General features: G+C 46.8%; 9 protein-coding genes and 1 other annotated feature. All 9 genes read left to right on the top strand.

Features of this window, described 5'->3' with window-relative positions:
* Nucleotides 1-21: 21 nt before the first annotated feature.
* The gene (locus tag B3S86_RS09525) at nucleotides 22-1164 is read left to right on the top strand and encodes an AI-2E family transporter (RefSeq protein WP_290751867.1); all 1143 of its coding nucleotides are present in this window, start codon (nucleotides 22-24) and stop codon (nucleotides 1162-1164) included.
* A 214-nt stretch (nucleotides 1165-1378) separates the two neighbouring features.
* Complete coding sequence (gene hemA / locus B3S86_RS09520) at nucleotides 1379-2719, top strand: glutamyl-tRNA reductase (RefSeq protein ID WP_035406423.1); 1341 nt, start codon at nucleotides 1379-1381, stop codon at nucleotides 2717-2719.
* Nucleotides 2720-2802: 83 nt separating this feature from the next.
* The gene (gene hemC / locus B3S86_RS09515) at nucleotides 2803-3729 is read left to right on the top strand and encodes a hydroxymethylbilane synthase (RefSeq protein WP_056062591.1); all 927 of its coding nucleotides are present in this window, start codon (nucleotides 2803-2805) and stop codon (nucleotides 3727-3729) included.
* Complete coding sequence (locus B3S86_RS09510) at nucleotides 3695-4399, top strand: uroporphyrinogen-III synthase (RefSeq protein WP_290751861.1); 705 nt, start codon at nucleotides 3695-3697, stop codon at nucleotides 4397-4399. Before hemC ends, B3S86_RS09510 begins: the two co-directional genes overlap by 35 nt.
* Nucleotides 4396-5385, top strand: coding sequence for a porphobilinogen synthase (gene hemB, locus B3S86_RS09505; RefSeq protein ID WP_035406433.1), 990 nt, complete (start codon nucleotides 4396-4398; stop codon nucleotides 5383-5385). Before B3S86_RS09510 ends, hemB begins: the two co-directional genes overlap by 4 nt.
* A complete protein-coding gene (hemL, locus tag B3S86_RS09500; protein ID WP_056062584.1) occupies nucleotides 5382-6692 on the top strand; it encodes a glutamate-1-semialdehyde 2,1-aminomutase in 1311 nt (436 codons plus the stop codon). The genes hemB and hemL overlap by 4 nt, the downstream gene beginning before the upstream one ends.
* Before the next feature lie 53 nt (nucleotides 6693-6745).
* Nucleotides 6746-6975: a binding site (T-box leader), on the top strand.
* Between the two features lie 50 nt (nucleotides 6976-7025).
* Complete coding sequence (locus B3S86_RS09495; RefSeq protein WP_414651171.1) at nucleotides 7026-9662, top strand: valine--tRNA ligase; 2637 nt, start codon at nucleotides 7026-7028, stop codon at nucleotides 9660-9662.
* A 54-nt stretch (nucleotides 9663-9716) separates the two neighbouring features.
* On the top strand, nucleotides 9717-10949 hold the full coding sequence (locus B3S86_RS09490) for a bifunctional folylpolyglutamate synthase/dihydrofolate synthase (protein ID WP_290751855.1): 1233 nt from the start codon (nucleotides 9717-9719) through the stop codon (nucleotides 10947-10949).
* A 79-nt stretch (nucleotides 10950-11028) separates the two neighbouring features.
* A complete protein-coding gene (locus tag B3S86_RS09485; RefSeq protein WP_290751852.1) occupies nucleotides 11029-14610 on the top strand; it encodes a DUF5057 domain-containing protein in 3582 nt (1193 codons plus the stop codon).
* Nucleotides 14611-14616: the final 6 nt, after the last annotated feature.

Raw genomic sequence — 14616 nt, 5'->3', positions numbered from 1 at the left:
GGTATGAGGAGGATATGCTAGGTGGATTTGTTACGAAACAAATGGTTTAAAGCATTAATTTGGGTATTAGTGATTTTTCTTGTCATCTGGGTCGGTACAAAGATCTCATTTTTATTCCAGCCGATAAAAGTCATGCTGGCATTGATCTTCCCACCGCTCATTATTGCGGGTATTTTCTATTACTTCACGCTTGGGATCGTAGATGCGTTGCAAAAACGAGTCAAGAAACGTGGTCTTGCCGTGTTGATCGTTTTACTTGGTTTCATCACGATCCTGACGATCGCCGTCGCTTCAATCGGACCGATCTTAGTTAAGCAGGTGACCGATTTTGCAACGAGCATTCCGACGCTCGTCATCGAATTGCGTGATCAAACGTTAAATTTACGCGATCAGCTGATGGACAATCGTTTTATCTCGACCTGGGTACATGAGAATACAGATTTATTTGATAAGTGGACGAATGAAGCGACATCGTATGTCGGTACCGTCTTCAAGTCCGTCTCGACGTCCGTTGGAACGATTTTCGGTGTCATCTCTTCGACGGTCTTAATCATCGTCTTAGTGCCGTTCATCTTAGTGTATATGTTGCTTGACGGGTATAAATTCCCTGACTCCGTCGTGAAATTGTTACCGCGTAGCTACGAAACGGAAACGCGTAAAATTCTGCACGACATGCACGTGACAGTGAAGCATTACGTCAACGGACAGGTCATCGTCTCAATCTGCGTCGGTGTGATGTCCTTGATTGGCTTTTTCATTGCTGACATTCAATATGCGTTATTACTTGCCTTATTCTGTACGGTGACGAACATCATCCCGTATCTTGGACCTTACATCGGCGCCGTCCCGGCAGTCATTGTCGGATTCATTGATGATCCGATCAAAGCGGTCTATGCGATCATCACGATCGTCGTCGCGCAACAAATCGAATCGAACTTGATTTCTCCTTACGTTCAAGGAAAAACACTCAAGGTCCATCCCTTGACGATCATCATCGTTTTGCTCGTTGCCGGGAAAATCGGTGGCATCATCGGTGTCATCTTGGCAGTTCCGACCTATGCGGTCTCAAAAGTCGTCATTCAGAACATCGCTCGGATTTATCGTTTACGTCAGCAACGTCTCGACGTACCGGACGTGACGGTATCACCTGAATCGTTGAAGTAAAGTGTAACCCTCTGCTCTTTTTAGGAGCAGAGGGTTTGTGATTTTTACGGGAGAGGGATAAGGTAGAAGAAGAGAAAAAATGAAGAAGATTTCACAACTTCGACTCATTTTAGTTTATAAATTGATTGGAATCTTTTTTATAATGGTTATAATGTAGGATAGAGAACGAAAAGATAGATCGGAACGAAATCTTTGGACGTAAGGGGTAGAGCGCATGCATATCGTAGTGGTCGGCTTGAATAACAAAACAGCGCCTGTATCAATACGCGAACAAGTCTCATTTGGGGAGCATGAGATGAAGGGAGCGGTCGTCGCATTGCGCGATGAAAAAAGTATCTTTGAAAGTGTCATCGTCTCGACATGTAACCGGACGGAACTGTACGTCGTGACGGATCAGCCACATACAGGACGGTATTATACAAAACGTTTCCTTGCAAACTGGTTTGGTTTGACGATGGAAGAGCTCGAGCCGTATCTCTTCATCCATGAAGGATTCGATGCGATGAAACATCTGTTCCGCGTGACAAGTGGTCTTGATTCAATGATCGTCGGTGAAACGCAAATCCTTGGTCAGGTCAAGACAAGCTTCTTCATGGCACAGAAGCTTGAAACGACAGGAACGGTCTTTAACAAACTCTTCAAAGAAGCGGTCACGCTCGCCAAACGGGCTCACGCAGAAACTGGAATCGGTGAAAATGCCGTTTCTGTCAGTGCTGCTGCCGTCACGCTTGCCGAACAGTTACTCGGATCGCTTGAAGATAAATCGATTGTCGTCATCGGTGCGGGAGAAACTGGCGAATTGACGACGCTCAACTTATATGAAGCAGGAGCTCGTGACATCACGGTCTTTAACCGGACGCTCGCCAAAGCAGAAGAGGTCGCGAATCGGTTCGAAGGATCAGCGCATTCGATTAATGAAATGCAGTGCGGTTTGCTTCGGGCAGACATCGTCATCTCTTCAACAGGTGCAAAACGTGCCATCATCAAACGGGAAGACATCGCAGCAGCACAGCTGTTCCGTCACGATCGTCCATTCTTGTTGATTGACATCGCAGTACCGCGCGACATCGAACCGACCGTTGGTGACTTGCCAGGCGTTCATTTATATGATGTCGATGATCTGACATCGATCGTCCAGCAAAACATGGCGGAACGGATGAAGGAAGCGGCGAAAATCGAACAACGAATCGAAGCGGCAATCGCTGAGTTCGAAGGGTGGATGACGACACTTGGTGTCGTGCCGATCATCACGGAATTACGAGACCAAGCATTGCGGATTCAACAAGAGACAATGCAAAGCTTGGAACGGAAATTACCGGAGATGTCAAAACGTGAAAAAACCGTCATTGGTAAACACATGAAATCCATCATCAATCAATTGTTGCGTGAACCGCTATCTTACATCAAAGATGCGGCAGCGAAACCGGATGCTGATGAGCGGATTGCGCAGTTCATGGATACGTTCGCATTAAACGAAGACTTGTTTGATGGGCTCGAAGATGAAATCGTGACGTCAGAAGAGACGACACCTTCAGCAAAAGCTGTGAACCGGTGAACAAAGTACGATTTGTGTTACAATAGAAAATGCATGGGGCGGACTTGTGCCGCCCCTTTATCATTGTACAGGGGGATTTTAGCATGCGAAAAATCATTGTTGGATCGCGAAGCTCGAAGCTAGCGATGACACAGACGAAATGGGTCATTGACCAGTTGAAACAAGCCGGCGCGCCGTATGAGTTCGAAATCAAGAACATCATCACAAAAGGAGACCGCATTTTGGATGTGACGCTCTCAAAAGTCGGTGGTAAAGGGTTATTCGTAAAAGAGATCGAACAGCAGATGATTGACGAAGAAATCGATTTTGCTGTTCACAGCATGAAGGATTTACCGTCTGAACTACCGGATGGTCTCATCATCGGTGCCACACCGGCACGTGTCGATGCGCGTGATGCCTTGATCACGAAAACAGGAGAAGGTCTTGCTTCCTTGCCAGAAGGTGCGGTTGTCGGCACGAGCAGCTTACGTCGTGGATCACAATTGCTAAAACTCCGCCCTGATTTAAAAATCGAATCGATTCGCGGGAACATCGATACACGACTTGATAAATTAAAAAATGGTCCGTTTGACGGGATTCTGCTTGCAGCAGCTGGTTTAAAACGGATGGGTTGGTCTGAAGATGTCGTATCGGAATATCTTTCAACAGAAGACATGATTCCAGCTGTCGGTCAAGGAATCCTCGGTATCGAATGTCGCGAACATGATCAAGAAGTACGTGATCTCCTGCACCTGATCCATGATCAGATGACAGAAAAAGTGGCATACGCAGAACGCGCTTTCCTAGCAGCCATCGAAGGTAGCTGTCACGTTCCTGTTGGTGGATTCGCGACGATTAACGAAGACATGTCGACGACACTTGTCGGATTCATCGGATCCGTCGATGGGGAGCAAATTCTAATCGAGCGCGAATCAGGTCTTGACCCGATGCATCTCGGTCAAGACGTTGCCGAACGTCTGCTTGCTTCGGGCGGTCGTGAGATTCTCGCAACACTTCCGGATGACTTGTAAGCAGGTATTGTTCACGGGAAGTCGACCACCGACGAACGAGCAGATGGCGCGACTGCGTGACATCGCAATCGAGTCAGTGCATTATCCGGTCATTGAAACGCGACCTGTTTCGTTTACGTTGCCGAAGGGAATTGATTGGCTCATCGTGACGAGTCCGAATGGCGTCCACCGGGTTGCTGATGCATTGCCTGAATTAGCAGAAACGCGTATCGCGGTCGTTGGACGAAAGACAGCAGATGCACTTGCGAAGTATGGTCGAACAGCCGACTTTTGTCCGTCAACCTTTACAGGAGACGCACTCGTCGCAGAACTGGGACCATACTTGTCTGACGGCGATCATATCGTTTTTGCGCGAGGGAACCGATCGCGGCAAGCACCGGTCGATCAGTTACGAAAACTGAATCGATATACGATTGAGGATATCATCACCTATGAAACCGTCACCCGTCGACTACCTGAAGCTCTTATCAGAAATGCCACCTATATTGGACTGCAGAGTCCTTCCGCTGTCGAAGCGATTGCTCCGCTAGACCTGAAGACGACCTTCATCGTCATCGGGACGATCACGGAGCAAGCAGCAAAAGCAGCCGGACTTCAACCGATTCATGTCGCCCGTGAATTCACGGTGGACGGCATGATTGATCGTATCATTGAGGAGGAATCAGCATGAACACATTAGAATACGCACGTCACCGTCGTTTACGTCATACCGCATCACTCCGGTCACTCGTCCGCGAGAACCAGTTGCATAAATCGGATTTGATTTATCCGATTTTCGTTGCTGAAGGCGAAGATATCAAACGCGAAGTCAGCTCGATGCCTGGCGTTTTCAACTTATCACTCGATCATCTGACGGCTGAGATTGAAGAAGTCGTCGCACTCGGAATCGAATCTGTCATCTTATTCGGTGTCCCGCACGACCACTTAAAAGACGAGCAAGGATCAGGTGCGTTTCACGATCACGGGATCGTTCAAGAGGCAACACGTCTCGTCAAAAAAGTTGCTCCGCAGCTAACGGTCATTGCCGACACATGCTTATGTGAATATACGTCGACAGGTCACTGTGGAATCGTCGCGGACGGAACGGTCGATAATGATGCGTCATTACCGCTTCACGTCAAAACAGCCATCTCACAAGCTCAGGCGGGTGCCGATGTCATCGCTCCATCATCAATGATGGACGGATTCGTCGCAGCGATTCGTCAAGGGTTGGACGAGAACGGCTTCAGCCATATTCCGGTCATGAGCTATGGCGTTAAATATGCATCTGCTTATTACGGTCCATTCCGTGACGCGGCAAACTCGGCACCAGGAGAAGGCGACCGGAAAGGCTACCAAATGGACCCAGCAAACCGTCGCGAAGCGTTCCGAGAAGCAACAGCGGACGTAGATCAAGGAGCTGACTTCATGATCGTCAAACCTGCGCTTGCGTTCATGGACATCATTCGTGATGTGCGCGAGCGGATTGATCTACCAATCGTTGCGTATAACGTATCGGGTGAGTATGCGATGGTCAAAGCTGCAGCCCTGAACGGCTGGATCGACGAAGAACGAATCGTCCTTGAGACGATGCTTGGCTTTAAACGAGCAGGAGCTGATTTAATTATCACCTATTTCGCAAAAGACATTTGTCGTTACCTGGAGGGGTCGAAATGAGCTTAATTAACCAGAACTCAAAATCAAAAGAAGCGTTCGAGCGGGCACTCCCGCTCATGCCGGGTGGTGTCAACAGCCCAGTCCGTGCTTATAAATCAGTTGGGATGACACCAATTTTCGCAGATCATGCGAAAGGATCAAAGCTCTATGATATCGACGGAAAAGAGTATATCGATTACGTCCTGTCATGGGGACCGATGATTCTCGGTCATGCCGATCCAATCGTCACATCAGCGATTCAAGAACAAGCGACGCGTGGCTGGAGTTACGGGACACCAACAGAAATCGAATCAGCGATGGCGGAAGTCGTCATCAGTCGTGTACCGTCGGTCGAAGTCGTCCGGATGGTCAATTCGGGTACAGAAGCGACGATGGCTGCCCTTCGTCTCGCACGCGGCTATACAGGTCGGACAAAAATCTTGAAGTTCGAAGGCTGTTACCACGGTCATGGGGACTCACTCTTGATTAAAGCAGGTTCAGGTGTCGCGACACTTGGACTACCGGATTCACCAGGCGTTCCAGCGCAAATTGCGAGCATGACACTGACGGTTCCTTACAACGATTTGGATGCTGTCCGGATCGCGTTTGAAAAACACGGCGACGATATTGCTGGTGTCATCGTCGAACCGGCTGCTGGGAACATGGGCTTCGTGCCACCAGAACCAGGATTCCTTGAAGGCTTACGGGAAATCACATCAGAAAACGGTGCGTTATTGATTTTTGACGAAGTCATGACCGGTTTCCGTGTCGGATTCCACTGTGCGCAAGGACACTTCGGTGTCACGCCGGATATCACGTGTCTTGGTAAAGTCATCGGCGGCGGAATGCCAGTCGGTGCTTATGGCGGACGTCGTGACATCATGGAACAGATCGCACCACAAGGTCCAATTTATCAAGCAGGTACGTTATCTGGGAACCCACTTGCGATGGCAGCGGGTCTAGCGACACTGACGCAATTGAAACCCGAGCACTATGAAGAGTTCGACCGGAAAGCGAGCCGTCTGTCTGAAGGCTACCTGAATGCTGCGGCGAAATATAACATTCCACTGACGACGAACCGTGCGGGTGCGATGTTTGGTGTCTTCTTCACGGATGAACGTGTCACGAACTTCGAAAAAGCGAAAACATCGAACCTTGAGATGTTCCGTTCGTATTATCAAAAGATGGCGGCGCGTGGTGTCTTCTTACCACCATCACAATTCGAAGGTCTCTTCCTCTCGATTGCCCATACGGACGAAGACATCGAACAGACGATTGAAGCCGTCGAATTGACGTTCAAGGAACTCCAAGTTGAGTTCGATCGTTAAGCAGTCTTGACGATTGCTTGAACTCTCGGCTAAAATGAATAAAGAAGAAAATGGCAACAGCGATGACGGGAAGAGTAATCCTGTATTCGTACCGGCGTAGAGAACACATCCTTGGCTGAAAGATGTGACGGACGAACAGGAGGAAGGTCACCCCACGAGCTGGTATCGTGAGTCTTACGAGCGATATCCGTCCTCCACACGTTACGTGGCTCGAGGGCATCCGATGTTGGATGAACTAAGGTGGTACCGCGGAAAAAAGCAACGGCTTTCTTTCGTCCTTAGCATAGGACGAGAGAAGCCGTTTTTATTATGGACAAAAAGGGAGCGATCAGGATGCAGGAATTATCAATGCCAACGAAATATGATCCGCAGGCAACGGAAGAAAAATGGCACGACTTTTGGTTAAAGGGAGAGTACTTTAAAGCTGATCAAGATCCGGAGAAAGAGCCGTACACGATCGTCATTCCACCACCGAACGTCACAGGTAAATTACACCTTGGTCACGCTTGGGACACAACATTACAAGACATGCTGACGCGGATGAAACGGATGCAAGGGTTCGACGTCCTGTATCTACCGGGAATGGACCATGCTGGTATTGCGACGCAAGCAAAAGTCGAACAAAAACTGCGGGCAGAAGGGAAATCACGTCTTGAAATGGGTCGTGAGAAATTCCTCGAGCAATCTTGGGCATGGAAAGAAGAGTATGCGTCAACGATCCGTGCACAATGGGCAAAACTCGGTCTTGGACTCGATTACTCGCGTGAACGCTTCACGCTCGACGAAGGGTTGTCGGAAGCAGTTCAAGAAGTCTTCGTTAAACTTTACGAAAAAGGCTTGATCTATCGTGGCGAATACATCGTTAACTGGGACCCAGCGACGAAAACAGCGATCTCGGATATCGAAGTCATCTACAAGGATATCGAAGGGGCGTTTTACCACCTCAGCTATCCACTGACGGACGGTTCAGGTCATGTTGAACTAGCGACGACACGTCCTGAGACGATGCTTGGTGATACAGCGATTGCCGTGAACCCGAAGGATGAGCGTTACGCTCACCTCGTCGGAAAAACGATCACGTTACCAATCGTTGGTCGCGAGATTCCGATTGTTGCCGATGACTATGTCGATATGGAGTTTGGTACAGGTGTCGTTAAGATCACACCAGCCCACGACCCGAACGACTTTGAAGTCGGTAACCGTCACGAGTTACCACGTGTCCTCGTCATGAATGAAGATGGAACGATGAATGAGAACGCAGGGAAATACGAAGGCATGGATCGTTTCGAATGCCGGAAACAAATCGTTGAAGATTTAAAAGCAGAAGGTGTTTTGATCAAAATCGAACCACACTTGCACTCTGTCGGTCACTCGGAACGCTCAGATGCAATCGTCGAGCCGTATCTTTCACTTCAATGGTTCGTCAAAATGGAGCCACTCGCGCAAAAAGCACTCGAGGAGCAACAAGGACCAGACAAGGTCAACTTCGTTCCACAACGCTTTGAAAACACGTACGTACGCTGGATGGAAAACATCCGTGACTGGTGTGTCAGCCGTCAACTCTGGTGGGGACACCGGATTCCGGCTTGGTACCATAAAGAAACAGGCGAAGTCTACGTTGGCAAGGAAGCACCAGCCGATATCGAGAACTGGGAGCAAGACAACGATGTCCTTGATACGTGGTTCTCTTCAGCGCTCTGGCCGTTCTCAACGATGGGGTGGCCGAACACGGACGCAGCGGATTATCAAAAATACTTCCCGACATCGACACTCGTTACGGGTTATGACATCATCGCTTTCTGGGTCTCACGGATGATCTTCCAATCGTACGAATTCACAGGACAACGTCCATTCCAAGACGTCTTGATCCACGGATTGATTCGTGATTCGGAAGGACGCAAGATGTCAAAATCACTCGGTAACGGAATCGACCCGATGGATGTCATCGAGAAGTATGGTGCCGATTCTCTTCGTTGGTTCTTAACGACAGGATCAACACCAGGGAACGACCTCCGCTTCTACTGGGAAAAGATTGAAGCAACGTGGAACTTCTCGAACAAACTATGGAACGCAAGCCGTTTTGCCTTGATGAACATGGACGATTTAACGTTTGATCAGATTGATTTGACAGGCGAAAAATCACTCGCAGATAAGTGGATCCTGACACGTTTACAGACAACGATTGATGACGTGACACGTCTATCGGATAAATATGAGTTTGGTGAAGCAGGACGTATTCTCTATCACTTCATCTGGGAAGACTTCTGTAACTGGTATATCGAGATGGCGAAGTTGCCGCTCAACGGAGAAGACGAAACAGCGAAACAAACGACGCGTTCGGTTCTTGCCTATACACTCGACCGGATCATGCGCTTGATGCATCCATTCATGCCGTTCATCACGGAAGAAATCTGGCAACACTTACCGCATGAAGGTGAGACGATCACACGTGCCGCATGGCCGACACGCGAAGCGTCACTCGACTTCCCGGAAGCTGTTCCAGCATTTGAAGCGGTTCAGAACGTCATCCGTTCGGTTCGTAACATCCGCGCGGAAGTGAACGCACCGATGTCGAAACAGATCCAACTATTCATCTCGACGAATGACGCACGTGTTCAAGACGACTTGTCATCAAACAGCTCGTACTTGCAAAAGTTCACGAACGCGTCTGAACTCCGGATTGAAGAGCAAATGCCAGCGCCAGAAAAAGCGATGAGTGCGATCGTAACGGGAGCAGAATTGTTCATCCCGCTCGCAGACTTGATTAACATCGAGGAAGAAATCGCGCGCTTGAATAAAGAACTCGTCAAGTATACGAAAGAAGTCGAACGGGTCGAGAAAAAACTCAACAACCCTGGCTTCGTCGGCAAAGCACCGGCACACGTCATTGATGAAGAAAAAGCGAAGGCACTTGATTATACGGAAAAACGTCAAGCTGTCGAAGCACGAATTAACGAACTCTCACACTAATTACAGCAGTGGCTCAAGTCTCCTTGAGCCACTTTTTTTAAAGGAGCGAACAGCATGAGGACGCGAGAAGATGTATTGGATTGGTTATCGAGCTTACTAGCATTCGGTGTCAAACCGGGTCTTGAACGGATGCAGGCGATGTTACTGGGATTACAGATTGACCCGGACGCGATTCCGACGATTCATGTCGCTGGCACGAACGGAAAAGGATCGACGGTTGCGTTCTTACGTGAGATGGGGATTGCGGAAGGATTACGAATCGGGACGTTCACGTCACCGTATATCATTCAGTTCGAGGAACGAATTATGTTGAACGGGGTACCGATTGCAGAAGACGATCTTGTCGCAGCTGCCATCGCCGTTCAAGCTGCCATCCAGCGCATCGATCCGGCACTCGGTACGGTCACTGAGTTCGAGGCATTAACAGGACTTGCTTTCTATTATTTTGATCAGATTCGTCCGGATTTCGTCATCTATGAGGTCGGTCTCGGTGGACTGTATGACTCAACGAACGTCTTTAAAAAGCCGGTCGCAGCAATCATCACATCAATCGGTCACGATCATCAAGCGATTCTCGGAGATACGCTCCAAGAGATCGCCTTACAGAAGTTCGGCATCATCAAACAAGGGACACCGGTCATCGCCGGGAAACTGCAAGAAGAACTGACGGTGCCGTTGATGGCATATTGCGGCGACCGAAATGCAACGTTGAAATGGAGTCAGGAAGCCATCATCCGTTATCGATTAAAAGAGACGGGGACTTGGGCAACGTACGATGGGATTCCAGAGACCCGCTTAGGTCTTGAAGGCCATCATCAAGTTCATAATGCGGCGAACGCCGTCATTTGTGCGCGACGTCTCGGATGGTCGAAAGCGGCGATCCGAAAAGGGCTACGAGAAGCGAAACATCCAGGTCGATTTGAAACCATCTCACGCAAACCACGAATCATTCTCGATGGTGCGCATAATCCGGAAGGCATCACGGCACTCGTTGAACGGTTAAAGGAAGAATCAAAACCTGTGACGTTGCTCTGTTCGATTTTGCGTGACAAAGACCGGTCGGCGATGCTTGCGCAGTTAAGCAACGTTACACCAGATATTTACGAGACGACATTCGATTTCCCACGAGCAAGGACACTCGATGAGTTAAAACAAGACGGGGCTAATGTAACGACGGTCGAAGAGTTCTTCGATCAATTAGAGATGGACCGGACATACGTCGTGACGGGATCACTTTATTTCATCAGTGAAGTGCGTCATTATTACGCTTCCGTTTTTACAAAATAGGGAAAATCCTGATTCTCTCGTTATAATGAAATGGGGGAGTATAGTCCCATATTTCAATGATACGATGAGGAGACGATAAATGATGAAACAGTGGGTCCGTCTAGCCTTAGCTACCTTACTGATTTTTTCAAGTTTTACGTATATACAGGAGCCACATTCAAAAGCCGCAACGGGTGAAAAGTTTAAGGTTTTAGAGATTCGTGATGAATGGTCAACGACGAATCGGATTGATCCGGGAACCAAAATCACTTCGTTATTGACCGGACTTGATTCAGCGCGTTTTGATGTTAAGAAGATGACCGTCAAGGAACTTAACGCTTCACGTTTTCCGTTAGATGGAGCGTTTGATGCAATCGTTTTTGATCCTTCAATCAATAGTAATGATCAAGAGAAATATTCAATTAAATTATCTGAGTTTGATAAAAGAAATCATAATACAAGTAAAATCGAAAATGATATTACACGACTAAAAAGTAATGAAATCCTCAATGCATATGTTCGAAAAGGACTACCAGTGTATCTGCATAAAGATATCTTCACGCATGATCAAAGTAATTTCTCAAAGGTCTTGAAGAACTATGTGTCGACGCAAGCAACTGTTTCTTACGAAAATATCAATGATGTCATTAACTCATTGAAGCAAAAAATCAATGTGCGTCCCCGTATCTCGAATGTGACAGTAAAGCAAGCAGGTAACACATTGTCGTCTATCGGTTCGATAGCGGTTCCGAATCGACCAATTGAGTTTAGTTATACTCTTGATCAGTCGATAACTGATACTATAGCGACACTTTATATCGATTTTGACAGTAATGATCAGTTCGATGAATCAGAAAAAGTTGATGAATTACCAGCCGCAGCTAACGGGAAACTTACCTATACATTTGACGTTCCGAGTTATACAGGACCACGACAGTGGATGATTCGAATCAATAAAAGCAATGGATTGTCAGACTATAAGACAGGTAGTTTTTTAATGAAAGATCAATTAGCTGAAGCAAAAGTACTTCAGGTTCTTGGAACGAGAGGAACTGGTTCTCTTCTAGATAATCTAAAAGGAGAAAATTTAAGTAAAAATGATTTTTATAATTTTAATTTAAATGTCATAGATTCAGCTAAATTTTCGAGTGAAGTAACTTCAAAAGATTTAAATGCTTCATATGATATGTTGATTTTCGGATTCCAAGATTCTTATGGTACTGCTAGTCTTACTGACCTGGCATTTGATAAAGTTAAGTCATTTACGAATACGGGACAGGGACTCATGTTGACACACGATACCATCTTTAGATCAAATGTAAAAAATGCGCCAACTCGCTGGGAAGCAGACTACGCTACAGCATCGGGTCAAACCTACTATACAAATATGGGGTTTGCAGCACCTAAAAAATCCACGAAAGCCATTCGACAAAATGAAGGGCAAATGACATCATTTCCTTTTGCGTTAGACAATGAGATTTCGATTGCGCAAACACACAATCAATATTTTGCTCTTGATTTAGAACAACCGGATTTAATACCTTGGTATAATATCAAGGAAACAGAAGCAAATACGGAGACTGGTAGGACGGTAGGAGATGCTCGAAATCACTACTATATGTACACCAAGGGAAACATCACATATTCAGGTGCTGGACATACCTCTTCTTTTACAAATGTAGGGGAGCAGAATCTATTTACCAACACGATGTATCGTGCCTTTATCGGTGCGAATCATAAACCTTTAATCAAAAGTCTTTTACCATATGACAAATCAAGTTATCTTGAAAATGAGCCTTTAGCAATCTCATACCAAATAAACGACTACGATCTACAAGATCGTGAGTTGAAGACGCGCATCTATATTGATGATGAGAAAGTGTTTGAAAACAATAAGTTGAAAAACAACTCATTCGTCAGTCAATCGTTTGAATCGAAACTTAAAGGAAAAACGAGCGTGACGATCCGAATTGAAGCAGAAGATCAACGGGGAGCAAAAACGATTGAGACACGGACCATCCAAGTCGTGCGTCCGGCTGCATCCGCACCATTCGTCCTGTCCCGTTCGATTGATCCAGCAACGATTCCGAAAGGGGAAACAGCCGATATCACCTATACCGTCAAAATGTCTCCGATGATGCAAAAGGATGCCATCGGAAACAATGGATACATCATGGGTCAGTTCTCGGTGACGATGGAAAATATTCTGTTTAACGAACAATTCCCGAGTAACCTTGAAATCTTATCGGCGACGGGGCTGACTGGGACGAATATTACCGGTCAGACGATCAAAGGAAATCTTCCGGACATCGAATATGATGAGGCAATTGAAGGCGTTCATAAAGGGGAATGGATCGCGAATCAATCGGAAGTGACGTTTACTGTCAAAGTACGTGCGAAAGATGCCGCAGGAGTTCATTTACTTGATAAAAAAGACAACACGTTGACATCAATAAAAAATATATATCGTGATAAAAAGAATGGGAAAGATAAATCGACGACCGTCGCAAATGATCCACAAGCTTTTCCGACGATTGGTTATGCACTGACACCATCCTTTGCGACAAGTGTGAAGATTCCATCCGTTAAGATGGATATCACGACACCATCTTATAAAGTCTTGCCAGAAATTAATCCTTCAGGCAGTCAATATGGCGCATTAAAATGGTCGATTGTGGATTCGGAAATCGCATCGATTGATGAAGCCGGTGTCATCAAACCGAAAAAAGTCGGAACGACACAGATTAAACTCGTCGTACCAGTCGGAAACGGAAAAGAGTTGACAGCGACTTCAGAACTCGTCATCAATGATGTATTTGGAGGATTAACCGTTCAAAATATACCGGATACATTATATGTGGGAGAGACAAAATCAATGTCAGGAATTGCTTCGATGGTATCAGGACGAAACACACCGATTCAATGGATCATCACGAACGATTCTCGTGTGACGACGAATGGCTTAACTAAAAATACGTTGGAGCTGACAGGAAAGACGCCAGGAATGGTCACGGTCAAAGCGGTTGTACCTGCAACAGCCGGAAGCTCAACTTATCTTGCTCAGTCACAAGAGTACACGATCCAAGTCAAGTTACCGGAACTATCGGTCTCCCCAAATAATCTGGAACTGTGGGTCGGATCAAATCAAGACGTGACAGCGACGTTTAAACCAAGCTATCTATTACCATTTACGACTTCGACTGTAAGTGGTGCGATTGAGTTGAAACAGACGGCGTCAGGTTATACGATCATAGGTAAATCCGGTACACCAAATGGACCGGTCGAAGCGTTACTCACGTTAACTGATTTCCCGGATACAGTCGCGAAGACACTCGTTCGGGTACGCGAGAACCCACTCGATCTGACAGCTGATGATATCGCAATGACGATGAAAGATGATAAAAAATCACCGGTTCTGCGCTGGTTCCCAGTGACGGCGACGGAGCGATTCTATCGCTTGGAAGTCCTTCAAGGTAAGGAATACGTCAAAATTGATGCAACAGGGCAAGCATTGCAACCGTTGCGTCCAGGTGTGGCACGTATCAAGGTAACGGCATTAAAAGAGCATAAAGAGGTACTCGAAGTCATGAAAGATAATCAAAAAACACCACTAACGACGACGTTCAAGGTAACAATTGGTTCTGAATCAGGAACATCAGACTTGGATGGAGATGTTTACTAAGAAGTG

It is taken from the genome of Exiguobacterium sp. UBA3968 (genome assembly GCF_002385115.1).
Lineage (GTDB): Bacteria > Bacillota > Bacilli > Exiguobacteriales > Exiguobacteriaceae > Exiguobacterium_A.
This window is presented reverse-complemented; position numbering and strand designations above follow the sequence as displayed.

Coding starts and splice junctions, on each gene's coding strand:
- B3S86_RS09495 (WP_414651171.1), top strand. CDS start 7,026: ATGCAGGAATTATCAATGCCAACGAAATATGATCCGCAGGCAACGGAA.
- B3S86_RS09485 (WP_290751852.1), top strand. CDS start 11,029: ATGATGAAACAGTGGGTCCGTCTAGCCTTAGCTACCTTACTGATTTTT.
- hemC (WP_056062591.1), top strand. CDS start 2,803: ATGCGAAAAATCATTGTTGGATCGCGAAGCTCGAAGCTAGCGATGACA.
- hemL (WP_056062584.1), top strand. CDS start 5,382: ATGAGCTTAATTAACCAGAACTCAAAATCAAAAGAAGCGTTCGAGCGG.
- B3S86_RS09490 (WP_290751855.1), top strand. CDS start 9,717: ATGAGGACGCGAGAAGATGTATTGGATTGGTTATCGAGCTTACTAGCA.
- hemA (WP_035406423.1), top strand. CDS start 1,379: ATGCATATCGTAGTGGTCGGCTTGAATAACAAAACAGCGCCTGTATCA.
- hemB (WP_035406433.1), top strand. CDS start 4,396: ATGAACACATTAGAATACGCACGTCACCGTCGTTTACGTCATACCGCA.